26 protein-coding genes and 1 tRNA gene are annotated in these 25,176 nt (G+C 60.4%); 5 read left to right on the forward strand and 22 right to left on the reverse strand.

All coding sequences use genetic code 11. The features are described 5' to 3' along the window. Positions 1 to 66: 66 nt before the first annotated feature. The 14 genes from rpsJ to DXB44_RS05095 all read right to left on the reverse strand — a co-directional run bounded on the left by rpsJ (position 67) and on the right by DXB44_RS05095 (position 13,780). Positions 67 to 378 (reverse strand): 30S ribosomal protein S10, encoded by a 312-nt coding sequence (rpsJ, locus tag DXB44_RS05025; protein WP_005921888.1) that lies wholly within the window; start codon positions 376 to 378, stop codon positions 67 to 69. Between the two features lie 739 nt (positions 379 to 1,117). After that, a complete protein-coding gene (locus DXB44_RS05030) occupies positions 1,118 to 2,872 on the reverse strand; it encodes an NFACT RNA binding domain-containing protein (RefSeq protein ID WP_118657948.1) in 1,755 nt (584 codons plus the stop codon). Between the two features lie 131 nt (positions 2,873 to 3,003). Next, a complete protein-coding gene (locus tag DXB44_RS05035; RefSeq protein ID WP_118657949.1) occupies positions 3,004 to 3,780 on the reverse strand; it encodes a Nif3-like dinuclear metal center hexameric protein in 777 nt (258 codons plus the stop codon). 1 nt (position 3,781) lies between these two features. Then, complete coding sequence (locus DXB44_RS05040) at positions 3,782 to 4,441, reverse strand: class I SAM-dependent methyltransferase (RefSeq protein WP_118657950.1); 660 nt, start codon at positions 4,439 to 4,441, stop codon at positions 3,782 to 3,784. After that, entirely contained in the window at positions 4,442 to 4,696 is a 255-nt protein-coding gene (locus DXB44_RS05045; RefSeq protein WP_005921897.1) for a DUF1858 domain-containing protein, read from the reverse strand. Between the two features lie 105 nt (positions 4,697 to 4,801). Then, entirely contained in the window at positions 4,802 to 5,680 is an 879-nt protein-coding gene (locus tag DXB44_RS05050) for a YitT family protein (RefSeq protein ID WP_243111026.1), read from the reverse strand. Between the two features lie 112 nt (positions 5,681 to 5,792). Further along, on the reverse strand, positions 5,793 to 6,491 hold the full coding sequence (locus DXB44_RS05055; protein WP_118657952.1) for a P-II family nitrogen regulator: 699 nt from the start codon (positions 6,489 to 6,491) through the stop codon (positions 5,793 to 5,795). 12 nt (positions 6,492 to 6,503) lie between these two features. Beyond that, on the reverse strand, positions 6,504 to 8,054 hold the full coding sequence (locus DXB44_RS05060; RefSeq protein WP_118657953.1) for a DUF1538 domain-containing protein: 1,551 nt from the start codon (positions 8,052 to 8,054) through the stop codon (positions 6,504 to 6,506). 265 nt (positions 8,055 to 8,319) lie between these two features. After that, positions 8,320 to 9,810 carry a lipopolysaccharide biosynthesis protein gene (locus DXB44_RS05070; protein WP_118657954.1) on the reverse strand — a complete coding sequence of 497 codons (1,491 nt, stop codon included), beginning with the start codon at positions 9,808 to 9,810 and terminating at the stop codon, positions 8,320 to 8,322. Positions 9,811 to 9,838: 28 nt separating this feature from the next. Next, complete coding sequence (locus DXB44_RS05075; protein WP_118657955.1) at positions 9,839 to 10,393, reverse strand: YgjP-like metallopeptidase domain-containing protein; 555 nt, start codon at positions 10,391 to 10,393, stop codon at positions 9,839 to 9,841. 1 nt (position 10,394) lies between these two features. Then, complete coding sequence (locus tag DXB44_RS05080) at positions 10,395 to 11,312, reverse strand: DMT family transporter (RefSeq protein WP_118657956.1); 918 nt, start codon at positions 11,310 to 11,312, stop codon at positions 10,395 to 10,397. After that, the gene (locus DXB44_RS05085) at positions 11,309 to 11,851 is read right to left on the reverse strand and encodes a hypothetical protein (RefSeq protein WP_243111027.1); all 543 of its coding nucleotides are present in this window, start codon (positions 11,849 to 11,851) and stop codon (positions 11,309 to 11,311) included. The genes DXB44_RS05080 and DXB44_RS05085 overlap by 4 nt, the downstream gene beginning before the upstream one ends. A 148-nt stretch (positions 11,852 to 11,999) precedes the next feature. Beyond that, the gene (locus DXB44_RS05090) at positions 12,000 to 13,283 is read right to left on the reverse strand and encodes a family 10 glycosylhydrolase (protein ID WP_118657958.1); all 1,284 of its coding nucleotides are present in this window, start codon (positions 13,281 to 13,283) and stop codon (positions 12,000 to 12,002) included. Next, entirely contained in the window at positions 13,280 to 13,780 is a 501-nt protein-coding gene (locus tag DXB44_RS05095; RefSeq protein ID WP_097779100.1) for a conjugal transfer protein TraD, read from the reverse strand. Before DXB44_RS05095 ends, DXB44_RS05090 begins: the two co-directional genes overlap by 4 nt. Positions 13,781 to 13,906: 126 nt before the next feature. Between DXB44_RS05095 and DXB44_RS05100 the strand changes: the two genes are divergently transcribed. Both DXB44_RS05100 and DXB44_RS05105 read left to right on the forward strand, forming a co-directional pair. After that, on the forward strand, positions 13,907 to 14,326 hold the full coding sequence (locus tag DXB44_RS05100) for a hypothetical protein (RefSeq protein WP_097779099.1): 420 nt from the start codon (positions 13,907 to 13,909) through the stop codon (positions 14,324 to 14,326). Positions 14,327 to 14,402: 76 nt separating this feature from the next. Further along, positions 14,403 to 14,476, forward strand: a tRNA-Ile gene (locus DXB44_RS05105). Positions 14,477 to 14,522: 46 nt separating this feature from the next. Here DXB44_RS05105 and DXB44_RS05110 read toward each other — a convergent pair. Continuing rightward, a complete protein-coding gene (locus tag DXB44_RS05110) occupies positions 14,523 to 14,729 on the reverse strand; it encodes a tyrosine-type recombinase/integrase (RefSeq protein ID WP_347561804.1) in 207 nt (68 codons plus the stop codon). Positions 14,730 to 14,904: 175 nt separating this feature from the next. Between DXB44_RS05110 and DXB44_RS05115 the strand changes: the two genes are divergently transcribed. Next, entirely contained in the window at positions 14,905 to 15,774 is an 870-nt protein-coding gene (locus DXB44_RS05115) for a patatin family protein (RefSeq protein WP_243111029.1), read from the forward strand. Between the two features lie 356 nt (positions 15,775 to 16,130). Here DXB44_RS05115 and DXB44_RS05120 read toward each other — a convergent pair whose 3' ends face one another. The 5 genes from DXB44_RS05120 to DXB44_RS05140 all read right to left on the reverse strand — a co-directional run bounded on the left by DXB44_RS05120 (position 16,131) and on the right by DXB44_RS05140 (position 21,432). After that, positions 16,131 to 17,921, reverse strand: coding sequence for an ABC transporter ATP-binding protein (locus DXB44_RS05120; protein ID WP_097785312.1), 1,791 nt, complete (start codon positions 17,919 to 17,921; stop codon positions 16,131 to 16,133). Between the two features lie 19 nt (positions 17,922 to 17,940). Next, a complete protein-coding gene (locus tag DXB44_RS05125) occupies positions 17,941 to 18,660 on the reverse strand; it encodes a YggS family pyridoxal phosphate-dependent enzyme (protein WP_118657960.1) in 720 nt (239 codons plus the stop codon). A 5-nt stretch (positions 18,661 to 18,665) separates the two neighbouring features. Then, a complete protein-coding gene (locus DXB44_RS05130) occupies positions 18,666 to 19,226 on the reverse strand; it encodes a TIGR01440 family protein (RefSeq protein WP_097779096.1) in 561 nt (186 codons plus the stop codon). Between the two features lie 15 nt (positions 19,227 to 19,241). Next, positions 19,242 to 20,555: an SMP-30/gluconolactonase/LRE family protein gene (locus DXB44_RS05135; protein WP_118657961.1), complete on the reverse strand. Its 1,314-nt coding sequence runs from the start codon at positions 20,553 to 20,555 to the stop codon at positions 19,242 to 19,244. Positions 20,556 to 20,691: 136 nt separating this feature from the next. Beyond that, on the reverse strand, positions 20,692 to 21,432 hold the full coding sequence (locus DXB44_RS05140) for a glycosyltransferase (RefSeq protein WP_118657962.1): 741 nt from the start codon (positions 21,430 to 21,432) through the stop codon (positions 20,692 to 20,694). Between the two features lie 260 nt (positions 21,433 to 21,692). Here DXB44_RS05140 and DXB44_RS05145 point away from each other — a divergent pair, with 260 nt between their 5' ends. After that, positions 21,693 to 22,379 (forward strand): response regulator transcription factor, encoded by a 687-nt coding sequence (locus tag DXB44_RS05145; protein WP_055186656.1) that lies wholly within the window; start codon positions 21,693 to 21,695, stop codon positions 22,377 to 22,379. A gap of 19 nt (positions 22,380 to 22,398) precedes the next feature. Continuing rightward, positions 22,399 to 23,931: a HAMP domain-containing sensor histidine kinase gene (locus DXB44_RS05150; RefSeq protein WP_118657963.1), complete on the forward strand. Its 1,533-nt coding sequence runs from the start codon at positions 22,399 to 22,401 to the stop codon at positions 23,929 to 23,931. A gap of 73 nt (positions 23,932 to 24,004) precedes the next feature. Here the strand turns inward: DXB44_RS05150 and DXB44_RS14615 are convergent, their stop codons facing one another. Further along, positions 24,005 to 24,166 (reverse strand): hypothetical protein, encoded by a 162-nt coding sequence (locus DXB44_RS14615; protein WP_005921947.1) that lies wholly within the window; start codon positions 24,164 to 24,166, stop codon positions 24,005 to 24,007. Then, complete coding sequence (locus tag DXB44_RS05155; protein ID WP_118657964.1) at positions 24,163 to 25,128, reverse strand: pectinesterase family protein; 966 nt, start codon at positions 25,126 to 25,128, stop codon at positions 24,163 to 24,165. Before DXB44_RS05155 ends, DXB44_RS14615 begins: the two co-directional genes overlap by 4 nt. Positions 25,129 to 25,176: the final 48 nt, after the last annotated feature.

Consider the following 25,176-nt stretch of genomic DNA (forward strand, 5'->3'; position numbering starts at 1 on the left):
GCAGCGCACGTCACTGCCAACATGACCCCTCGGGAAACGAGGGCATCGAATTTGATCGTGTGTGGTTTACAGCTTGATCTCGATGTCCACGCCAGCGGGGAGCTGGAGGCTCATCAGAGCCTCGACCGTCTTGTTAGACGGCTTCAGAATGTCGATCAGACGCTTATGAGTGCGGCTCTCGAACTGCTCGCGGCTATCCTTGTACTTGTGGGTAGCGCGCAGAACGGTAACGACCTCACGATCGGTGGGCAGGGGGATGGGGCCGGACACGCGAGCGCCAGTGCGCTTTGCGGTCTCCACGATCTTCTCTGCTGCGGCATCGATCAGCTGAGCATCATAGCTCTGCAGACGGATTCTGATTTTCTCTTTGACTGCCATTGCTTACGCCTCCTGAAAAATTGTTTTTGCCCTAGGCGAGCCGATAAATTGCTCTACACAGTTCCGGGTGTTCCTCGATTTGGCACTATAAAAACCGGTGAACCGCATGGCAGTTCTCCCGGAAACATATTAGCAAATCAAATCCGAACATTGGTTCCGCCCGTTTCGCAGAGGAGTAACTTCTCTGCCGAGGGAACGTATTCCATCGCTGTCAGTAATTTTTTCGCCCGGTTCTAAGATCGGACATACTCCGCGGAAATAACCCATCGCAGCTATCGCCGGATGACAACCTCCCGCATCAACGCATATCGCTGGCCTGCACGACTTGTATCGCACAAGCCTTTTGCAGCCGAGAGATATTTTATCACATCTTCGTCTATTTGGCAAGTGTTTTTTGCAGAAAATTACGATTTTTCTTTTTTATTTTCTCTGTTTTGTCAACAGCCGCATTTTCTGTGCAAGATGCACAATCTCAGCGCTTTTTGCCGGTGGAAAACTCCCCCACGCCCCTTTGTAGCATCAGTATGGGCGGGAAAGGCGGGGGTTATACCTATATTATAAGGGAACTCCCTCCGTCAAAGCCTGTCGGCTTTGCCAGCTCCCTCTGGGAGGGAGCCAACCCTCTCAGGCCCCTCTCGTGAAAATGGACTGCCGGAGCGTCCGCAGACGCTCCGGCAGTCTGAAATAATAAATGTTTTTCCTTAGCTTATGGCCAGAGCAAAGCGGAGGCCATTTCAGATCATTTCTTCTTCAGCTGCTCTTCCAGCCCCTCCCGGGGCGTGATGTAGACGGTGGTGTACACCTCGTACAGCACCATGCCGGGCTTAGCACCGTTTGCTTTCCAGATGTTCTTCACCTCGGTGGTGTCCACTGCCACCTTGGCGCCGGTGCCCGCCTTGTAGGCGCTGGAATGGACGACCGCCAGCTCCGCTGCTTCCTGCTTGGTGGTGTCCGGGATGTCCTCGCCCCGACTCATGACCACAACGTGGCTGCCGGGGGCTTTCTGTACATGGAACCACAGGTCCTTGCCCCGGGCGGTGTGCAGGGTGAGCTTGTCGTTCTGGGCGTTGTTGCGGCCTACCAGGATCTCAAAGCCGTCGCTGGAGGTATAGCGCAGAAAGTCCGCAGGCTTCTGCTTTTTGTCCCGCTGCTTGTAGTATTTCAGGTAGCCCTGATTTTTCAGCTCCATGCGAATCTCGTTCAGGGCGGCTTCGCCGGAGGCGCTTTCCACTTCGTAGAGCACCGTTTCCAGATAGGCGATCTCCTTTTCGCCCTCTGCCAGCAAATCTACCAGCATCCGGGCGGCGGTCTGCTTCTTTTTGTAGTTCTTAAAGAAGTTCTGGGCATTCTGGCTGGGGCTGAACCGCAGATCCAGCGGGATGGTCACCTCTTTGCCCTCGTCGTACCAGTTGGGCACGGTCAGGCTCTTCATGCCCTTTTGCGCCAGATAGAGGTTGGCAGACAGCAGCTCGCCGTACAGGCGCAGCTTTTCGCTTTTGCCGCTGGCGGCAAGTTCCTCCTGCCGTGCCGCCTGCTTGCGCAGGGCGCGGTCGTACATATTGTGCACCGCCTTGTGCAGTTCCTTGCTCTTGGTGCGCAGCCGCTCGGCGCGGTCCTTCTCGGCGTAGTAGCCCTCCAGCATTGCGTTGAAGGACGGCCACTCCCGGATGGTGTACTGCTCGCCGTACTGCTGCGGGCGGAAGAAGGTATACTCCACCGGCTTACCGTCCGGCGCGGTGACGCTGCACGGACAGCCGCCCTGCGCGTGCAGCTCCTTCAGCTCGTCGATTGCTGCCATCAGGCTGCGCTTCTGGGCATCGGTCAGCTCATTGGCGGGCAGATGTTCCCCGTCAAAGGCGCGCCATGCGGCTTCGCGGCAGACCACCGGCCCTACACCGGCCACCGTCTTGTTCAAAGCATCTGCCACCGGCAGTTCCCGCTGACAGGCCGCTGCCACGATGGATGCACTGCTCACCAGCAGAAAATCCGGGCGGGCTGGCTTGGGAGGCGTGGTGTAGGGCAAGCCCGGCAGCAGCTGCCGGACGTCGCTGTCCTCAAAATCCACCCGCTTGAGGGCGTCGATGATTTTTCCGCTCTGCACCAGCACAAGGTTGGAGTAGCGCCCCATCAGCTCCGCGCACAGGGTATTGCGCACAAGGTCGCCCATCTCGTTGGTGCACTGAAAATCAAAGTAGACGATGCGGTCGCCCGGCTCCATGTGCACGTCCAGCAGCCTGCCGCCGGTCAGGTGCTTGCGCATGAGCATACAGAAGGAGGGCGGCGTCTCGGGATTTTCAAAAATCTCCTCGGTCAGACACACCCGTGCAGAGCCGCTGCGGGCAGACAGCAACAGGGCATAGGTATCTGTGCGGGTGCGCAGGGTGATGACCAGCTCATCCCGGGTCGGTTCAAAAATTTTTGCGATCTTGGCATCGGTCAGGGTGGCTTTCAGCTCCGCTGCCGTCAGCGCCAGTGTCGCGGCATCCAGTGCCATAGTGTTTACCTCGTTTTATCTATAACCCTCTCAGTCGCCTGCGGCATTGCCAGTTTTTCGGTTTATGCTGAAAGACCTCCCCCTTTCGGGAGAGGTGGCATTGCGCAGCAATGACGGAGAGGGTTCTCTTTTTATAAATAAGTATACGGGTCGCGGTTCTCGGTGCTCACCAGCACCTCCAGCTCCGGCAGGGCGGCGCGCAGGGCAGATGCCACAGCGGCGGTCACCGGGAATTCGGTGGCGTAATGCCCCGCCGCAATGAGAGAAAGCCCCAGCCGCTTGGCGTCCAGCGCATGGTGGTGGTTGGCTTCGCCGGTCAGCAGACAGTCCGCGCCCTCGGCGATGGCTTCGGCAAACAGACTGCCGCCCGCGCCGCTGATGACCGCCAGCCGGCGCACCGGCTTTCCGGTGTCGGCAAACTTCACCTGTACTGCCGTGCCGGTGTCCGGCGCGTTGCACAGGGCCGCCAGTTTGTGCTGCGCCAGCGCGGCCAGTTCCGGCACGGTGATGGGGTCGATGTCCCCCACTCGGCCGCAGCCATCCGCAAAGGCGGTGCGCTGCCGGATGCCGAAAAGATCCGCCAGCACATCGTTCACCCCGCCCTCGGCGGCATCCAGATTGGTGTGCATACAAATGGCGGAAATGCCCGCCTGCACCAGCTGATAGGGCACATCGGCGGGGCACAGCCGCTTGAGTGGGTCAAAGATGACCGGGTGATGCGCCACGATGACTGTGCACTGCTTTGCCGCAGCTTCTGCCACCACCTCCGGGGTGATGTCCAGCGTCACCAGTACCCGGCGCACAGCGCCGCCACAGTCCACCAGCAGGCCGGGGTTATCCCAGTGCTCTGCCAGCTCCGGCGGGGCAAGCCGCTGCATTACTTCGTATACCTGCTGTACCGTGGTCATTTCAGTTTCCCTCTTTCAGAATAGCATCCATCTCTGCGGCAAGCGGGCTGCCGTCCGGCACGCCCAGCCGCATCCGGGGCAGCTTTGCCCGCTGCCATGCGGCATAACCTGCGCCCTCCGGCCAGCGGCCGGTGTCCCCCAGCAGACATTGCGTAAAGGTAGGCTCTATCACCTCGCCGGTGTACTCCGCCGCCATTACCGCGTACCAGCGGCCTGCGGCCTGCACCGGACGGTCGGCCACAAGGGCAAAGCCGTGCTGCCACAGCCAGCGGCGCAGCTCGCTGTGGCGGGTGGCGGGCACCATGACAAGGCGCGGCCCGCCCACGGCGGACACCCACGGCGCTTTTTCGATGATCTCCCATGTGGTCTGTGCCGACACGCCTGCCAGCACGATGCTGCCCACCTCCCCGGCAGACAACACAGAAAGACCGTCGCCGAGCCGAAGCTCAGCGCGGTCCAGACACCCTGCATTTTCCAGCGTCTGTTTTGCCTTTGCCAGCGGGCCGGGGCGCAGGTCTGCCCCGATGACCTTCGGGTATCTGCCCGAAGCCGCCAGCACCGCCGTCAGCTTGCCGTGGTCGCAGCCGATGTCCGCCACCGGCTGTCCCGGGCGCACCAGCTCTGCCGCTGCGGTCAGACGCGCATCCAGTGTGGGCAGCACTCAGGCCTTCTTGGCTGCCAGATGGGTGTTCAGCTTCTCCAGCAGCTCGTCGCAGTTCACGCCGTGCACTTCGCAGGCTTCCTCGATGGTCTCCCCGCGGGAAGCCGGGCAGCCCAGACAGTGCATCCCGATCTCCATAAAGTAGGGTGCGGTGGTCTGGTCCATATCCAGAATGTCGCCGATGATGGTATCGCGGGTCACCTGCTTGGGTGCGGTGTGTGCCTCTTTTTTGAGCATATTGAAAATATCAAACATGATAGCTTTTCCTTTCTGTTTTGGGTGAGATACAGTATAACCTACTGTTCCTCTATACTATACCCCAAACCGGGGCAGTTTTGCAAGAGCCTTAGGGAAATCCGCTTACTCCTCCGCCTGATAGTCCTTTTCCAGCGAGAAGCCGCGCCCGCTCACCTCGGTAACATGGCTCACGATCATAAAGCAGGTGGGGTCGATGGCGTGTGCCAGCTTTTCCAGCCTTGGCAGCTGCCGGTTGGAGACCACGCTCAGCAGCACCGACTCCGGCTCCCGCAGGTAGCCGCCCTCGCCGTGCAGGATGGTCACGCCGCGGTCCAGCTGCGCAAAAATAGCGGCGCAAATCTCGTCGGACTTGGCGCTGATGATCTTCACCTCGGTGCGGGTGGTGCCCAGCATGAGCACCTTGTCCAGCACGACTGTGTAGATGATCGCCATCACCACGCCGTACAGGGACTGCCGCACCGGGCTGAACGCCGCCTGCGCCGCCAGAATGATAAAGTCGAAGGTCATCATGGTGCTGGACACCGGCAGGTGGAACCACTTGTTCAGCACCAGCGGGGGGATATCCATGCCGCCGGTGGAAGCACCGGCGCGGATGGTGATGCCCAGCGAGATGCCGATGCCAAAGCCTGCAAATACGGTGTTCAGCACCAGATCATCGGTCAGTACAAGATTGCCCAATAAGTGCTCCCACAGCGCCATAAAAAAGGGACTGAGCACCGTGCTTGCCATGGTGTTCAGGGCAAAGCGGCGTCCCAGCACCCACCAGCCCAACAGCAGCATGACCACGTTGACCACGAACAGCACTGCGGACACCTGCAGTCCGGTGACCTTGTTGAACGCCAGTGCGATACCGGTAGCACCGCCGGTGATGAGGCCGGAGGGCATCAGAAATAATACCACAGTCAGCGCATACATCGCGTTGCCCACCACGATGGACAGTGCGTTGAAGAGCTGCTGTTGCTTGCGTGTTAATTGCGTCATCTTCATCTTCCTTTGTTTATAGTTGAAGTATCTTCTACTATGATAACGAAAATATCCGCATTTATCAAGCCTTCGGCGATAAATGCGGATATCGGGATCAATTTTTAAGGGGTCAAAGGGCGGCTTCCGGCTGGGCTTCGTCCTCTTCCATCAGCCGCAGACCGGCGGTATCGGTCACCGGCAGCGAGAACACGATGGCGCCCGCCTTGGGGTTTGCCCCCTCCATAATGGCCTTCATGATGGTGTTTTTCTGGCTGGTGCGGCTGACGATGAGCACCAGCTCCTTTTCGTTCACCAGCTCCACGCCCAGAAAGGCGGCTGCACCCTCCATGCCGGTGCCCTTTGCGTGGATCACCGTGCCGCCGCCTGCACCGGCGGTGCGGGCAGCATCCATAATGGAGCCGGTGTAGCCCTGATTTGCCACCACCAGCAGCAGTTCATAGCGGGTATCCTTCAAGGTGCTCTCCTCCTTCCATGTAAGGGGCTGGTGCTCGGTAAGGAACATCAGTGCCCGTTTGCCGCCGATGCTGCTCAGCGGCACAATGAACGCAATGCCGGTGCCCGGCACATCGATCTGCATTTCGCGGCGCAGATCCTTCTGGATCTTCTGCCAGCTCTCTGCCGTTACCACAGCCAGCAGCACCGCCTTTTCGGTCTTTTCCAGCCCAAGGGTGGAAAGCGTCTCCTGCACCGCCGTGCCGGAGCCCACGGTGCGCATACTTACCGTTACGCCGTGGCTTTTGTACAGCTGCAAAAAGCCATCGGTAGAGCGGCGGTCGGTGATTGTGATCATCAAAAACAAACTGCTCACGTTCTGCCTCCTTTACAGCTCGATAATGGCGTCATCCGGCAGGTCTGCAAACACGGTGGCAAGCACCGCAGCGGGCTGCGCCACACGCGCCTTGCGGGTGCGCAGCTGCGCCACCAGACCCATCATCTGCACGGTGATGAGCGGAGTCATGGCGACCATAGCCACCACACCGAAAGCATCGGTGACGATATTGCCGCCCACCGCCACGCAGGCACCCTGCGCCAGCGGCAGCAGAAAGGTAGCGGTCATGGGGCCGGAAGCCACACCGCCCGCGTCAAACGCGATGGCGGTAAACAGCTTGGGCACCACAAAGGAGATGCCGATGGCGAACACATAGCCCGGCACAAGGAACCACAGGATGGAGATGCCGGTCAGCACCCGCACCATGGCAAGACCCACCGAAATGGACACGCCTGCGGAAAGTGCCAGACCCATAGCCTGCGCCGAGATGGCGCCGTCGGTCACCTCTTCCACCTGCTTGTTCAGCACATAGACCGCAGGCTCGGCCTTGACGATGAAGTAGCCGATGAGCATCCCGATGGGAATGATCACCCAGCGCATCCCGCCGCCTGCCAGCACCTGTCCCAGATAGTTACCGGCGGGCATAAAGCCCACGTTTGCGCCAGTCAGAAAGAGCACAAGGCCGATATAGGTATACACAAGGCCCACGCCGATGCGCCCCAGCGTGCGGCGGTCCAGCCGCAGGGCGATCAGCTGAAATGCTCCGAACATCAGCACGATGGGCAGCAGCGAGCGGGCGATCTCGGCCAGATAGGTGGGTAGACCCTCCCGGAACAGCTGCCACAGCTCCACCGAGTCTGCCACCTCCGGCAGAACAGGCGGGATGTAGGTGCTGTCCGCTGCGCGGAACGCGATGCCCAGCGTCAGCACTGCCAGAATAGGGCCGATGGAGCACATAGCCACCAGACCAAAGCTGTCGTCTGCCGCATGGCGGTCGCTGCGGATAGCAGAAACACCCACGCCCAGCGCCATGATAAAGGGCACGGTCATGGGGCCGGTGGTCACGCCGCCGGAGTCAAACGCCACGGCGAGGAACTCCTTGGGCACAAAGGCCGCCAGCAGAAAGATGAGCCCATAGAACAGCACCAGCAGCTTTGGCAGCGCAACGCCGATAAGCATACGCAGGAAAGCAAAGACCAGAAACAGGCCCACGCCCGCCGCCACCGAGAGGATCAGCGTGCCGCTTGGAATAGAGGGCACCTGATCTGCCAGCACCTGTAAGTCCGGCTCTGAGATAGTGATAAGGAAGCCCAGCAAAAAGCCGAGCACGAGGATGAGGGGCAGCTTGCGGCTGCGGGTGATGACTGCACCCACCCGCTCGCCCATGGGGGTCATGCTCATCTCTGCACCCAGAGTAAAAAACATAATGCCCACCACGATCATGGCAGCGCCCAGCAAAAAGCACAGCAGGATGCTGGGCGACACCGGTGCTACCGAGAAGCAGAGCACCAGCACAATGGCCACAATGGGCAGCACCGCCTGCAGCGCCTCCAAAAGCTTTTCCCGCAGCTTGGGGAGCGATTGTCTGAGAATGATGTCCACCGCCTTTCGTCTGTATCCTGTTTGTACACTTTTGTACAAGATATATTTATAGTATACGGATTCCGGGGGATGCCGTCAATCCGCAGAAGGAAAAAACTTGAGCAAGTTCCATAAATTGTAAAAAATTACGTTTTCCGAAGTGAGCCCTCCCGTGAAAATGGAATACCGGAGCGTCCGCAGACGCTCCGGTATTCCAAACTTATAAATAATTTTTCCGCTGAATATGCGCAAAGCAAATGCGGAGCGCATTCAAAATCGTCCCGCTTTACACCTTTTTCGGCTTCAGCCAGCCGTCCACGGCGGCTACCAGCGCCTTGCCCCGGCGGCCCAGCAGGCGGGGCAGCAGCACCCGCGCCATGGCCCATACGCCCGCAAAGTTGTACAGGATGACCGCCAGCGTGATCAGCCCCGTCCACAGCCCGTACAGCGGCGGCTCTGCCAGCAGTACAAAGGCTTCAAACACCAGCACTGCCGCATTCACCAGCACCCGCGCGGGATGGACGTGCATCCCGATCATGCGGCGGGCGTCCACCGCACGCAGGGTGAACACCAGCGCAAGGCCAAGGAAGGACGCATAGGTCGCGCCCACAGGCCCCCACAGCTTGATGAAAAAGTAGTTCATGATGCAGTTGCTGATAGCACCCGCCATCATGGTGAGCATGCTGCGCTGCGACTTTTTGGTCACAACGTAGACGCTGTTCATGAACTGGTTGAAGCAGCTGCAGGTGGAAGCCAGCACGAGGAACGGCACAAAGTGCCATGCGTAGTAATAGTTGGACTTCATGACGTGCATCACCGGGCGGCACAGCCAGATAATGCCCGCTGCGCAGCAGAACAGCACGCTGGAATAGGTGCGGAAGATCTGGGTAAAGAACCGCGCACGCCCTTCCTCCTCGGTGACGGCGGAAAGCTGCCACGCATCGTAGAAGATCAGACCCAGCGTGGTCAGGATGGTGGGCAGGAAGTAGCCGGTGGAAAGCAGGCCGCTCCATGCGTTGCCGGTACGCCCGTCCAGCCCCTCGCACATCTCGCGCACAAAGAACAGGTCGGACGCATTGATGATCCAGAAACTGATCTGCGCCGGGATCATGGGCAGCGAGAAGTTGAGCATCTGCCGCCACAGCTTTTTGTTGACGCCCTTCAGCTCCACATAGTTCCACAGCTTGCCGGTGAACAGCAAAAACAGCACGCTGGTCAGGTCGCCGCTGATGATGGCCAGCAGGTAGCCGTTGGCGCCCCACTTGAAGCCCACCAGATACAGCACATAAAACGCCATGGTCGCCACGGTGCACAGCACGCCGTCCACTGCCACAAGCTTGTTCCACTGACGGCTGCGCACGAACTGGGTGCATAGGGTGCGCAGGCAGCTCATGAGCACATAAATGTAGATCAGCAGGCCGTACTGCGCCATATCCGGCAAAAACTGGGTGACCGGCCAGCACAGCACCAGAATGCCAAAGCCGCCCAGAATGGTGAGCAGACCGTTGGTGAACACCTGCTTTTCGCTGTTGCCCTTGTCCAGACCAAAGCGGATGATGGCGTTGGACATGCCCATGGACACAAAGGGGATGAGCAGGTTTGCGTACTGGCTCAGGATCTTGGACAGACCCAGATCCGAGATCTCCGCCATGGCGTAGGTCAGAAAGGGCTGTACGATCAGGGTGAGCAGCTTGGACGAAAAGCTGGAGATTGCAAAGATCAAAGTATTGCCGGCCAGTTTGGAATATTTATCGCCGGTCTTTTTTTCGTTTTCCAAGGGAACTTCCCTCCGTTTTTACGATAGATTATCTTTTCAGCAGCTCCCGCCGGGTCTTCCAGTCCGGCAGCAGCTTTTCCACTTCTGCCCAGAAGGCCGGGCTGTGGTTCAACTGCAAAAAGTGGCAGTACTCGTGTACTACCACATAGATCTGCGCCGCAGGGGGCTGATTATACAGCTGCAAAGCAAAGGTGATCTGCCGCTTAGCCGGGCAGCACACGCCCCAGCAGCTTGTCATGCTGCGCACCTTCAGAACGGGCTTCTGCCCGCCCAGCACCCCGGCAAAGGCCGGGTAGACCTTATCGCTCATGGCGGTAAAGTAGGCCAGTGCCGTGGCTTTATCCGGCAGGTCGGCGTTGTCCCTGTTCAGCTTGGTGATATTCTTTACCCGGGTGTCCCGGATCCACTGGGCGTTTTGCAGCACAAAACGGTCAGCCTGTTCCAGACTGGCCGTCAAAGGGATGCTTACCATCACGGTGCCGTTGCTGCGCACCCGCAGATGCAACTGCTTTACCTTTTTGCGCACCAGCTCGTACTGGATGCCCTCCACGCTGCGCAGCTGGGCGCACGGCTTTGCCGGCATCTCAGGCCTTGCTCCGCATCAGGCGGCCAAGGGGCAGCTGCGCCAGCACCACGGCGGCAAACAGCAGCACGCAGCCGGTAGATTCCCGGATAGAAAGGTTCTGGTGCAGCAGCAGCCAGCCGCCCAAGGCGCTGAATACGCTTTCCAGACACATGATCAGGCTGGCCACTGCGGGGTTCAGATCCCGCTGACCTAAGATCTGCAGGGTGTAGGCCACGCCGCTGGACATGATGCCGCAGTACAGGATGGGCCCGGCGAAGGTGACAAACTCTGCCATGGCAGGCTGCTCGAACAGCAGCGCCGCCACGGTGCTTTCCACCGACACCACAAAAAACTCCACAAGGCTCAGGCGCACGCCGTCCATCTGCGGGGAGAAATGATCCACCGCCATGATCTGGAAGCTGAACAGCACCGCGCACAAAAGCAGCAGCCAGTCGCTGCTCTGGATGCTGCCAAAGCCGTCCTTCATGCACAGCAGATACAGCCCCACCACGGCAATGGCCATGCTCACCCACAGCTGCGCGCTGCCCTTGCGGCCCAGAAACAGGCCGAACACCGGCACCAGCACCACATACATGGCGGTCAGAAAGCCCGCCTTTGCGGTGGAGGGGTCCAGCGTGATGCCCAGCTGCTGCGCCGCGCTGGCCAGAAACAGCAGCGTGCCGCACATAAGCCCGGCTTGCAGCAGCAGCTTGCGCTCTGCCGCCGTTTTGGGCTTGCCGTCCGGCCTGCCCTGCCGGTGGTGCAAGGCGTCAAACGCCTTGACCGTGGGCAGCAGCACCAGCACCGCCATCCAGCTGCGCCCTGCCAGAAAGGAGAACGCGCCCATGCCGGAGCCGGCGCTCTGCGCCACAAAGGCTGTGCCCCAGATCAGGGCGCACAGCATCAGCAGCATTGAATTTTTCGTCTGGTTCGTCATCCGGCAATGCCCTCCACCTTCATCAGGCCGTACAGGTAGTACCGGCTGGAATCATACGAGATGGTCACGCGGTACTGCGCCGCCGGGTCCAGCCCGGAAATGGTGCAGCGGTAGTCGGTGCCATCGGTCTTGAAGTAGTAGGTGCTGTCCGGCACATACTCTGCGCCGCCGTCCACCTTTTTCCACAGTGCCACCTTGAACTTCTGGGTGCCCTCGGCGGTGCCGCAAGCCATAATGTTCACACTGCCGCCCGGCACGGTAAAGTAGCCGGTGTTGCGGCTCCAGATGCCGTTGAATACCGCATACAGGCAGCCGTCTGCGGTGGCGGTGGCATACTTTGCCGAGGCATCCGCAATGCCCTGAATGATCAGCGGGTCGGTGGTAGCTTCCGCCCAGCGGGTGGTGTCCTCCTCCTGTACTTCCTCGGAGTGGCCTGTCACCTTCTGCGCCACCTTTTTCAGGGTCTCCTTGCAGCCGGTCAGGCTAAGCACCATCACCGCCGCCAGCAGCAATGCCAAAAGCTGTTTTTTCATCTTCATAGCTTTCCTCATAGAAACAAAGAAACTTTTCTTTTTCGTGCGTCTCTGCCAACGGGCAGATACAAGTTAAGTATACCGCATTTTGCCGCTCTGCACAAGATACCTGTATTTATTTTGTGCGGTTTGCCGCCTGTTTCTGCACAAATTTTCACCCATTCAGCGCCCGCAGCGCCGCGCACTCGGCCTCAGCCAGCGCGGGAGCCTCCGGCCCGAACAGACTGCCGTAGCGGTACAGCGCCCAGCCGCCCGCCGCCTGCTGCCGTAAGTCCTCCACCTGTGCCGCCAGCGCACTGCCGGTGCTCCAGCCGGACACACTGTCCGGGTTCGCGCCGCCATCCCCGGTGCCCACCCGGTACGCACCCAGCCCGAAGTACAGCGCCACATCTCCCGCCCGGGGGTAGCTAAGCCACGCCGGGACGATGTTTTCAAAGGCAAAGCGGGTGCTGCCGGAGTGCAGCGTAAAGCCGTAGCCCCAGTACACCTGCGGGCAGAGGTAGTCGATGACCTTCTCCTCCCCGCCTGCCGCCAGCCACGCGGTCACATCGCTGTACTGCTGGTCAAGGTCATTGTCCGGGTTGCCCTGCGGGCTGATGCCGAACCGCAGCGTGGGGTCTGCCGCCTTCACGGTGCGGTACACTTTCGCCACCAGCGCGGTGACGTTCTGCCGCCGCCACGCGGCAAGGTCGGCTGCGCCGCTTGCCGCAAACTGCACCGCATCCACGGCGGCGTCGGTGGTGGGGTAAAAGTAATCGTCAAAGTGGATGCCATCCACCGGGTAGTTCTGCAAAAGCTCCGCCACCCCCTGCACCACATAGTCTGCGGCGGCAGGCACGGCGGGATTCAGGTACAGCCCCTCCCCGGCGGTGCACAGCCAGTCCGGGTGAGTGTTTGCCAGATTATTCTCTGCCAGATTCGGCGGCATTGCTGCCGAGGAGCGCAGGCGGTAGGGGTTGACCCACGCCTCCACCCCGATGCCCCGGCGGTGCGCCTCGGTCAGAAAGACATCCAGCGGGTCAAAGCCGGGGTCTTTGCCCTGCACCCCGGTGCACAGATGGCTCCACGGGAACAAACTGCTGCGGTACAGCGCATCCCCAAAGGGACGCACCTGCGCCAGCACGGTGTTCAGTCCCAGCCCGGCGCAGTTGTCCAGCAGCTGCGCCGCCCCGGCGCGGAAGGTGTCCTCGGTGGAGAAATCCAGCAGCGCCCAGTCCAGATAGCTCACCCACACCGCCCGCCACTCCCCGGCGGGCAGGGCGGGGTTGGGTGCCGGGGGCGTATCCTGCCCGGAGGCAGCAGTGTGGTCTGCGTTGCCCTTTTGCCGCAGATACCACCCCGCCAACCCGCAGGCCGCTGCGCCCACCCCGGCCAGAAAGGCTCTGCGGCCAAAACGGTGTTTTGCCTTGGTTTTAGACGTCCTGCGGCGCTGGGTCACAGGGTCTCCTCCTGGGTCTTATACAGGGTAAGCCCCGCCCAGCCCCGGGCGCAGGTCAGCAGCACGAACATGATATTCGTCCAGAAGGCAAGGCCGCTCATGCCCGCGTACTTGGTCAGCATCCAGAACACCAGCCGCAGCACCTCGGCGGCGCTCACCAGCTGCAGCTGCCGCTGGATGGGTCTGCCGCGCTCATACTCCGTTGCCAGCAAAGCAGGCCACACCAGCGCCGAGCAGATATCCCCCGCCCAGCCGCTGGCACCCAGCTTGCTGAGCATCAGCACCACGAACACGCCGGTGTAGTTGCGCTTTTCCCTTGCCGGTGCACCCTTTTGCGCTGCCAGAAACAGCACCGCGATGCCGGTAAGGCAGAACACGATCATTTCCAGCCCGGAAAAATCCATCCCGCCCAGCACGGCAAAGCCGCCCAGCATGGACACCGCCGCTGCCGCCAGCAAAAAGAAATACCATGTCTTGCGTGTAAATTTAAGCTTCATGAAGCCCTCCCCCGGGCGTTTGCGCCCGGCTTGCAGAAAAATTTAAAAAAGAATTGTAAATATTATAGCACAAACCCCCGCAGGTTGTGTTACAATAAGGAAAACTCTTTTGGGGAGGGTCTTTCCATGAACGCTGTCGTTTCCGTCTGTCTTTTAGCCTGTGCGCTGGGCATCATCGTGTACCTGCTCTCCCGGCGGGAGACAACCCGCCGCAGCCAGTACGGCCCCGCCGGCCTGTCCGAGTTCCGCACCGGCCTTGCGCTGGACGAGTGCTTTGACCGTCTGGACACCCGCAGCGACACCGACCTCTTTGCCTACGAGTGCCGCCGGGAGAACGACGGCAGCTTTCTGCTGCACCTGACGCTGCACCAGCCCAGCCAGCAGCCGCTGGACACCTTGTACACCCTGCGGCTGGACCCCGGCCGCCAGACCGTGGTGACTTTGATCTTTATCCGGGAGGCCTTTGGCTACAAAGAGCCTCTGTTCCCGCCCGCCATGCTGGACGAATTTATGCTGCAAAAGCTGGATGCCCACCGCACCAAATGATTTTTGCGGAAAATGCTTTCCTTTTTGCGCAGTTTTTGTTATACTAGTGCGTGTTGCAGCAATGCAGCACCCCTGCGGGCCAGTAGCTCAGCTGGTCAGAGCTGGCGGCTCATAACCGCTTGGTCGCGGGTTCAAGTCCTGCCTGGCCCATACAAAAAAGCACGAAGGTTTCGGCCTCGTGCTTTTCTTTTTTCTATCAGAACTTATCCTTATACAGTTCTCTGCTCATCTGGTTGCGAATCTCATCACGCCGCTTGTCATAGACCTGCGTGTAGATTGCGAGGGTCGTGCTGAGCTGTGCGTGTCCGGCTTCTGCGGCTACTGTCGCCACACCGATATTAGGGTTCGACAACAAAATACTGACGAAGGTGTGCCGGAACATATGCGGGTGGATTTTTTCGATTAGGGGTACATATCACAGAGCACATGATACGCTGGCCGTTTTTGTTTGCCCCCATTGCGGCAGATCCTGCTTTCTGCCGCAAATTGCATCAGATCCCGCCATTTGCTCAATGAGTATTTCCCGCCGTCCCGTTATACTGGGAGGGAAATGGAATTAAACGATGGAGGAACAGACCATGAAATACGGTGTCATCGATGTGGGTGGCGGCCTGCGGGGCATTTACGGCGCTGGCGTGCTGGACCGCTGCCTGGAGGAGAGCCTCCGCTTCGATCTCTGCATCGGCGTTTCGGCGGGCAGCGCCAATATGGCGTCCTATCTGGCAGGCCAGCATGGGCGGAACAAGCCCTTTTACGATGAATACTCCTTCCGCAGGGAGTACATGAGCGTGCACAACCTCATCCGCAAGCACTCCTATCTCGATCTGGGCTATGTCTACGGCACCCTCAGCAATGCAGGCGGCGAGAATCCGCTGGATTACGCGGCGCTTGCCCGCAGCCCGGCAGAGCTCTGCGTGGTGGCCGCTAATGCACAGAACGGCGAGGCGCAGTATTTCACCAAGGCAGACCTCCACCCGGACGACTACCGCATCCTCATGGCGTCCTGCTGCATCCCGGTCATCGACCAGCCCTGCGTCATCGACGGCGTGCCTTATTTTGATGGCGGCCTGGCCGACCCCGTCCCGCTGGAATGGGCCTTTGCCCACGGCTGCGACCGGGTGGCTCTCATCCTGACCAAGCCCATCGGGCTGGTGAGTAGTGATGCCCGGGACAAGCATCTGGCACACCTGCTGCAGTCGCATTACCCCGCTGCAGCCGAGGGGCTGCGCCGCCGGGCATGGCGGTACAACACGGCTGTCCAGCGGGCGCGGGAGCTGGAGCGACAGGGCCTTGTCTGCATCATCGCCCCGGACAGCACCGAGGGAATGTCCACCCTGACCAAGAACCGCGCCGGCCTTGAAAAAATGTACGCCAAAGGCAAACAGGACGCCGAAGCGCTGGTGCGGTGGATGCAAAACACCAAACAAGATGAATCGGTGGGCACCTAGAGATGAAACCCGTTCACTTCCCTTGACAATATCCGCCCCGGACATTATACATATGATATGTACATACAGACAAAGGAGCCTGGAGCGGTATCGCTCTGGGCTTTTTGCATTTTGTTGTTCTGCTGCGGACAGATAGAGGGGGTCCGCAGCAGAGGAGTGGAAAACCTCCTTCCCGATTTCTGCAAAAGAAAAAGCTCACCTTCAATTTTAGAAAGTGAGCCATGTAAATCCAAAATAGTAACAGTAAGTGTCGAGTTTCGTAGGTGAAAGTTTTCACCTACCGTTTCACCCACAAAGAGCCGTTTTAGAGACTAAAAGACACCCTTCCGGGTGTCTTTTTTGTATTTCAGGCGCTTTTATTCCCCATCCTCTGCGGGCAGCTGGTTCCACAGGCGGTAGTAGACGCCCTGCTTTTCCAGCAGCTGGGCATGGGTACCCTCTTCCACGATTCCCTCCTCGCCCAGCACAAGGATACGGTCGTAGTCCTTGATGGTGGTCAGGCGGTGGGCGATGGTCAGGGTGGTGCGGCCATGAGCCAGCTTTTCAAGGCTCTGCCCCACAAGGATCTCGCTCTCGTTGTCCAGCGCACTGGTGGCTTCATCCAGAATCAGGATGGGCGGATTCTTCAGGAATACCCGGGCAATGGCGATGCGCTGCTTCTGTCCGCCGGACAGCTTGACGCCGCGCTCGCCCACATAGGTGTCGTAGCCGTCCTTCAGCGCAAGGATAAACTTTTCCGCGCCCGCCAGCCGGGCGGCGGCTTCGATCTCCTGCCGGGTGGCGCCGGGCTTTCCATAGGCGATGTTCTGCGCCACCGTGCCGCTGAACAGGTACACGTCCTGCTGCACGATACCGATATCCTGCCGCAGGCTCTTCAGGGTGACCCGGCGGATATCCTGCCCGTCAATGAGGATGCGGCCGCTGGTCACCTCGTAAAAGCGGGGGATCAGGTTGCACAGGGTAGTTTTACCGCCGCCGGAGGCACCCACCAGCGCCAGACGCTCCCCGGCGCGGATGTCCAGACTGACGTCGTGCAGCACCTTGTTGTGGTCGTCCGGGTACTCAAAGCACACCTTCTCGAACCGAATCTCGCCGGGGCCGGGCTGCAATGGCACTGCGTCCGGTGCGTCCTTGATGGCAACCGGGGTGTCCATGATCTCGGCAAAGCGCTCGATGCCGGTCATGCCGCGCTGGAACTGCTCGGCAAACTCCACGATGCGCCGGATGGTGGCGATAAGGGTGGTGACGTAGAGCATATAGGCCACCAGATCACCGGCAGTAATTTTACCGTACACCAGCGACAGGCCGCCCGCCAGAATGACCACCAGATACATCAACCCGTCAAACAGGCGGGTGGAGGTGTTGAAGGCGCCCATGGCGTAGTAGCCAAGGGTCTTGATCTGCTCAAAGGCGCGGTTGCCCCTGGCAAACTTTTCCCGCTCCTCGTCCTCGGCGGCAAAGGCCTTGACCACGCCCTGTCCCAGCAGGCTGTCCTCGATGGTGGAGTTCAGCTCGCCGATCTGGACGCGCTGCTGGCGGAAGCGTGCCCGCAGACGTCCGTTCAGGTACACCGACACCACGCCCATCAGCGGCACACAGGCAAACACTGCCAAGGTCAGCGGGATGCTGGCGCGGCACAGGATGACAAAGGACGCCACGATCTTGATGCCCGCGATGAAGAACTCCTCCGGGCAGTGGTGGGCGAACTCGGTCACGTCAAACAAATCGTTGGTGATGCGCCCCATGATGGTACCCACCTTGGTGTTGTTGTAGTAGGTGTGATCCAGCTGCAGCAGGTGGTCAAAGGCATCCCGGCGCATATCCGTTTCAATATGCACGCCCATGATGTGGCCGATGCTGGACATATAGTAGCTGGCTGCGCCGTCGATGATGCGCAACACAAAGTAGAGCGCCGCCAGTTTCAGCACGATGCCCGCCGTCAGGGTGATGCCCACCCCCATGGCAGAGTTTGTGATGGTGCTCATGATCTTGGGCAGCACGATATCGCACAGGGTCGTCAGCGCTGCACAGAACAGATCAAGGCACAGCACCATCTTATAGTTTGCCAGATACGGCAGAAAACGCCGGATCAGCGCACCGCTGCTTGCGTGGTGCGCCCCGGGGTCGTTGGTTTTGGTTTTCGGCATGGTTCCTCCGTTTTTATCGTTACTTTTTACTGTAATCCCGCTCACCGTAGATGGCGGTACCGATGCGCACAAGGGTAGCGCCCTCCCGGATAGCGTTCTCAAAATCGCCGCTCATGCCCATGGAAAGGGTCTGCATCTCCACGTTGCGGTAGCCCCGCTCTCCTGCCCGGACGAACAGCTGATACACCTGCGCCAGATACCGGCGGTTCTGGGCATCGTCATCGTTCACGGGCGGGATCGCCATCAGGCCTTTCACCCGGATATGCTCCTGTGCGGCGGCGGTGTCCAGCAGCGGCCAGAGCAGCTCCGGCGCGGCGCCGGTCTTGCTCTCCTCCCCGCCGATGTTCACTTCCAGCAAAATGTCCTGCACGATACCGGCCTTGGCGGCCTCCTTCTCAATGGCCAGCAGCAGATGCTCACTGTCCACGCTCTGGATCAGGCTTGCCCGCCCCAGCACCTTTTTGATCTTATTGGTCTGCAAGTGGCCGATAAAATGGCTGGGCTTACCGCAGTAAGCCCCGGCATCGTAGTTTGCGCACAGCTCCTGCACATGGTTCTCGCCGAACACGTCAATGGGCAAAGCCGCACTGGCTGCAATGGTCTGCGCCGTGCGGGTCTTGCAGGCGGCGCACAGCTGCACCGCCGCCGGGTCGCGCCCGGCTTCCCGGGCGGCGGCGGCCATCTTTTCCCGGATCTCGGCCACGGCCTGCCGCATCTGTTCCAAATTCTTTTCTGCCATCTCGCTCAGTCCTCCTCGGTATAGCGGGCACGCTCGCCGCCGATCAGCTTCGGGCGGGTGTAGGCGCACAGAATGTTTGCTTCGCCGATCTTATTAAGGCTCAGCCGCACCGGCACTGCCACCCGTTTCAGATGCATCCCGATCAGGGTGCCGCCGATATCCATGCCCGCGTTGGCGCGGATCTCTTCCACCGCCACCGGGTCTTTGAAGTTCTTCCAGCAGGTGGTCGCCCAGCTGCCGCCCGCATGGGGACGGGGCACGACGCACACTTCCTCCCAGCCGTATTTTTCTGCGGCTTCCCGCTCAAGGATGATGGCGCGGTTCAGGTGCTCGCAGCACTGCGCCGCCAGCCAGACGCCTTTTTCCGCCAGCACCGGCGCAGCGCCCGCGTACAGCGCCCGGGCGGCTTCTATGCTGGAATCCTTGCCGATGTGACCGCCCACCATCTCACTGGAAGAGCAGCCCACCACGAGCACATCTCCCTTTTTCAGCTTTGCCGCAGCCACCAGCTCGGTCATAGCCTGCCGCGCCTCGGTCTCGATCTGTTTTGCAAATGCTTCGGTCATACAAAAACACCTCGCTTATCGGTTTGCAGCCAGCAGGCTGTCTGCCCCTGCCGCACCGAAATATACTTTACTTTCCACCGGACACACCGCCGCGCAGCTGTCCTGTGCAAGGCCGGTAAAGGTCTGCTCCCAAGCCCCGGTGGCAAGGCTCACTGCTTCGGCGCAGGGGGCGTCTGCCGTGCATCGGAACAACCGCTCCTGCGTATTCTGCCCCGCCCGCAGGGCAATGCCCCGCAGCAGGGTGCTGTCCGCGTTCTTTTCCAGCCAGCCGCTGCGCACCCAGCGGTAGCTGATGTACAGCGTACCGTCCGTGTCCGCAGCCAGCGCACCGGGATAGCCCGGCAGACCGGCAAAGGCGGCGGTGCAGCCCCGTCCCCCGGCGGTCACCTCCCGGGCGTCGGCATCCACCGCCCAGATGCAGCGGCTGCCAAGGTCGGAGACATACAGGGTGCTGCCGTCCGGGCTGAGCGCCAGACCCGCAGCGCCTGCCACCCCGCCCAGCACCTTTTCCACCGTGCGGGCGGCGGGGTCGTACACATACACGCAGCCGGTGGCGGTGTGCGCCAGCAGCTCGGTGCGCAGGGCATCTTCCAGCCCGTTCTCCGCGCCTGCCGCCGCAGCCACCGCAAAGTATACCTTGCCCGCCGGGCTTACCTCCACGGCAGATACCGCCCCCAGCGGCGCACCGTCCAGCTGGGTGACCACCTGTTCCACCGCTGCGCCCCAGCTGTCGTGCTTGGCGCGGCAGAGGGTACCCCCGGCGGTGGTCAGCTGGGTCAGCCACACATCCCCGGCGGCATCAAAGGCAAAGCCGGTCAACTCCCCCTCCACGCTCAGGATGGCGGCAGCGTGCCCGCCATCGGTGCGCACAAGGTCACTGGTGCGCTTTTTCAGCGCAGCGCCATTCCATGCGGCGGCATACAAAAGGCCGTCCTTGGCGCGGATGCAGTCCACGCCCTGATACTCCCCCAGTTCCAGCCGGGTCTTGCGGTCGGTGGAAACTGCCGTCTGCAGAGCGCCCGTCTCCTGCCGGAGGTCGGGGGCTTTATAGGCCTGCGGCGGGGTGTCGATGGGGCGGAAGCCCAGCGCATACACCAGCACCAGCAGAATGCCCACCCCGAACACCGTGCTGGCGGTGCGGAACCGCTTGAGCATGGCGTCCCGCTCGATGGCCATCTGGGCGGCATACTCTGCCCGGCGGCGCGCCGCCATGGCGTTGGCGCGGTTGGCGCGCCGCATCCACCGGTCCACGAACAACGCCACCCGCGGCCCTACCGTGAGGGACGCAATAGCCAGTATGAGCAAAAATTCGATCAGTCCGATTCGCATAAGCGCTTATCCTTATCTCTGAAAAACCTGCGGACAGCGCACTGTCCTTTATCGCTAAAGTATAGCATTCCTGCGCAAAAAGGGCAAGCGGGGACAAAAAGAACTGCTGCACAGCATCGTGCGGCAGCTCCGGTTTTCAGGTCCTCTTTCTCAGCCGTCCCTCGATCCGGCCGCGCAGAGGGCAGTACCATGTATAATAGTGCTTCTTCAGCAGCCGCTGCAAAATGCGGCTGACCGCGCTGGGCTTCGGCTTCCAGCTTTCGGCATAGCGGTGGATGGAGTAGGTCTTGGGCGTTACCCGAAGCTTCCGGTTGTAAAGATCCATCGGGCAGAAATACTCTGCCGGAAAGATTTCCATTTCCGCGATGCTCTGCCTTGTTCCGTCCTTGCGCACGCCCAGTGCCTGCAACACCCTTGTGTTCCGCTCCGGGCAGGGCGTCAGGTCCGCGCTGCCGTCCGCCTTTAAAAAATCCAGCGCATCGTAATCCCGCAGCAGCGCCTGCACCACCAAGTTGCCCTTGCGTGCCCCGAACCCCAGCCCGGTGGCTACCTCGTTATTGGTCTGAAAACCCATAAACCCGGGCAGCTCCAGCAGCTCGTCCAGCGGGCGCACCAGCTCCACATCCGTGTCCAGATAAATGCCGCCGTGCTCGTACACCACCGCCAGCCGCGCATAGTCCGATACAAAGGCATATTTCTTTGCCTCGTAGGCCTGCTGCACATAGCGGTTTTTGCTGATATCAAAATTCTGCTCGTTCCATTCGATGATCTTGTAATCCGGGCAGTATTTCTCCCAGCTTTCCATACATTTCCGGTTCTCCGGGCTGATAGTCCCACCGCCGAACCAGCAGTAATGGAGGATCTTGGGAATGCTCATGGACGCTTCTCCTTTTTCTCCGCAAATTTCCTGATCATTACGACCTTATTTTACAAAAGTCCGCATTTTCTTGTCAAGTTTCCCCAGCGTATTTTTCCGTGTCTCCCTGTAAAAAGATTGCCGCCCCGCCGCCCGGTGTGGTATACTGGGTGCAGACGGTTTTGTTTTTCCAAACCATTCACTTAAAATTCACAGCTTTTTCCAATTCTTGCATTAAAATAAAGTCGTATACTGAACTATGATAGGAGGAGTCCTGTTTTATGGCAAAGATCCTGATCGTTGACGATGAGCCCCGCATCCGGGAACTCATCCACGAGCATCTGCAATATTCCGGGTATATCTGCGAGGAAGCCGGGGACGGCTCTGCGGCGCTGGCACAGCTGTCCGGCGGCGGGTTTGATCTGGTGATCTTGGACCTGATGATGCCCTTTATGGACGGCATGACCTGCCTGCGGGAGATGCGCGCCCGCCACATCAACACCCCGGTCATCATCCTGACCGCCCGGGGCGAGGAATACGACAAGCTGGCCGGGCTGGAAAGCGGCGCAGACGACTATGTGGTAAAGCCCTTCTCCCCCCGGGAGCTGGTGGCGCGGGTGCGCGCGGTGCTGAACCGCACCATGCCCCGCCCCACCGAGGCCGCCGACACCATGACCTTTGGCGAGCTGACCATCGACACTGCCAGCCATACCGTGCGGGTATCCGGCGAGGAGGTGGCCCTGACCCCCAAGGAATTTGACCTGCTGGTATTTCTGGCCTCCAACAAGGGCATTGCCCTGAGCCGGGAAAAGATCTTGCAGAAGGTGTGGAACTACGACTACTTCGGCGAGGACCGCACCGTGGACACCCATGTAAAGATGCTGCGCGGCCATCTGGGCAAATGCCGCAGCTACATTGCTACGGTATGGGGCATCGGCTATAAGTTCGACCCCGATGCCGCCCGTTGACTGAAGGAGCGTGCGGTTCATGCGGCAAACCACCAAAGCACGGCATACCCTTGGCATCCGCGGGCAGCTGATGTGGTTTTTGTGCTTCATCTGCCTGTTTCTGCTGGGGCTGTTCTGGCTGCTGTCCACCCAGCTGCTGGAGCCTTTGTACACCAAGCACATCGAGACCCAGCTCACCAATCAGGCTGACAGCATCGTGGAGCGGCTGGACGATGCTATTGCCGAGGGCAAGGTGCTGTCCAGCTGGTCCTTCGGGCAGCTGTCGGTCAACAGCGATTTTTTTGATAAACTCACGCTGGAACTGTACACCAAGGGCACCTTGAACAGCTTCTGCGTGGATATCTCGGACACTACCCTGCACACCATTTATAAGATCGAGAACCAGTCCTTCTGCAACCTGCACGGCACCTATCTTTCGGATTCTGCCAACAACGATAAGATCATTGCCACTGCCCTTGCCATGCGCCGCAAATGCCGCAGCGTGGGCAGCTTTGTGCAGACGCTCAACCCGCCCCGGCTCTCCGGCTCGGCGCAGCTGTTGGTAGGGCGCACCACGGCGGACGGCAGCTACACCGTGCTGGTGACCACCAGCCTTGTGCACGTTGCCGAGGCCAGCAAGGTGCTCAGCACCCTGCTGCCGCTGGCGGCGGCGCTGATTTTCTGCTTTGCCATGTCGGCGGCGTGGCTGTTCAGCGAGTGGTTCACAAAGCCGCTGCGCCAGCTTTCCAGCGCCGCACGGCAGATGGCATTGGGCAACTACGCCGTGCAGGTGGACAACCGCCGCAACGACGAGCTGGGCGACCTTGCCCGGGACTTTAACCACATGGCCGAGGAGGTGCAGCACGCGGTGCAGATGCAGCGCGACCTGCTGGCCAACGTCTCCCACGACCTGCGCACCCCGCTGACCCTCATCAAGGGCTACGCCGAGACGGTGCGCGATCTGACCGGTGACGATAAAGCCCACCGGGACGAGCAGATGAACATCATCGTGGACGAGGCCGACCGCCTGACCGCACTGGTCTCCAGCGTGATGGAACTGAGCAAGGTGACCAGCGGCACCTATAAGTGCGAGCGGGTGCACTTTGACATGGGGCAGCTGTGCGATGAAGTGAGCGAGCGCTACGACGCAGTCTGCGCCCAGAACGGCTGGCAATTGCAGCTGGAGCTGCCGGAAGAAGAGTTGCCAGTCTATGCCGACCCGGACATGATGCAGCGGGCGCTGCACAATCTGCTAGGCAACGCCATGCACCACATCGGCAAGGACGGCATTTTTATCCTGCGTGCCTTCCGCTGCTCTGAGGGCGTGCGGGTAGAGGTGGAGGATCACGGCCCCGGCATTGCTGCCACCGACCTGCCCTATATCTTTGACCGGTACTACCGCTCCCGCTCGGACGCAGGCAAGCAGGGCACCGGTCTGGGGCTTTCCATCACCAAGGCCATCTTCCAGCAGCACAGCTTCCGCTTTGGCGTACAAAGCACCGTAGGCAAGGGCACCACCTTCTGGTTCGTCATGAGCGATCTGCCCTATGTGGACGATTTTGAGGGCAAGTAAACGCCCCCTGTGATACAGAAAAAGCACCGGCAGTTTTCCAGATCTTCCAATCGGGAAACTGCCGGTGCTTTTATTATGTTCCGCTCTCTGCCGTATGATAGATGCCAAAGGTGTTGTCCGGGGCGGGCATCTCCACCCGGGAGGCGCGGTCGTTCACCGCCCACATCATGGCGCCCATGGCACCCAGCACCACCAGAATGATGAGCCATTTTACTGCATTGGGTAATTTTTTCATTCCGTTATCCTTTCCGTAGTCTCCATGCGGCACTTCTGCCGGGCAGTGCGCAGCAGCGCAGCAGCTTCAGCAGCCGAAAGCGCCTGCACCCACCCGGGGCGTTCCCCTGCGCCCGCACCGGTGCTGCCTGCCTCAGCAAAGCCGGCCAGCGCCGTGTCGGTGCGGTCGTTCCAGCCGGCAAAGCCCTCCGGCGCAATGTGCGCCCCAAGACGGCAGTCCAGCACCGCCGTTTTGCCGGTAGGCCGCCACGGCCTGCCCAGATACACGCTGCCCGCCGGGCAGTCCGAGACAAAATCGCAGTCCCAGAACACAAAGCCCAGACCCTCTGCCGCACCGGAGGGCGCGGTGACCCAGCTGTGCGCAAGGCCGTTATTCACCGTGCGCAGGGTGCAGTGCTCAAACAGGGCGTCCGCCCCGCCAAAGATAAAATCAATGTCTCCGGCAATTTCACATTTGTGGTAATACTGCGCGCTTGCCCGGCGGGGTGCCAGCACCCGCGGGCCAAGGAATCCGTCCTTCTCCCGCTCCTTCTCCGGCAGAGGGGCGCAGAACAACGTATCCTGATTGCCCAGCAGCCGCACGCGGCTGAACGCCGCCCGGGCGCTGTCCACATAGGCTGCGATGGCCTGTCCCGCCTTTGCGCCGGGGCCTGCATCGTTTTCAATGGTCATATCCTCCACCCGCAGCTTTTCGCCGCTGAAAAAGGCGGTGTAGCTGCGGAAGGTGTGGGTGGGACGCCCGTCCGGGTGCGGCAGCTTGCCGCCGTCGTTCCATACCAGCCGGGTGGCATCCATGCCCGCGCCCGCAAGGGTGATATCCTTTTTCTCACAAACCAGCTTTTCCCGGTAAATGCCCGGCGCGATACGGATGACCGCGGGGCAGTCGTAGGGCACCGCCAGCACCGCCTCGGAAATGGTGGTAAACTGTCCGCTGCCGTCGGGTGCAACATTGATGGTAAGCATAAGCCGCCTCCTGCGCCCGGCGCTGCCGGGCTGAAAAATATGCTTCCA

Source organism: Faecalibacterium sp. OM04-11BH (assembly GCF_003482185.1).
In the GTDB taxonomy this organism is placed as follows: Bacteria; Bacillota; Clostridia; order Oscillospirales; family Ruminococcaceae; genus Faecalibacterium; species Faecalibacterium tardum.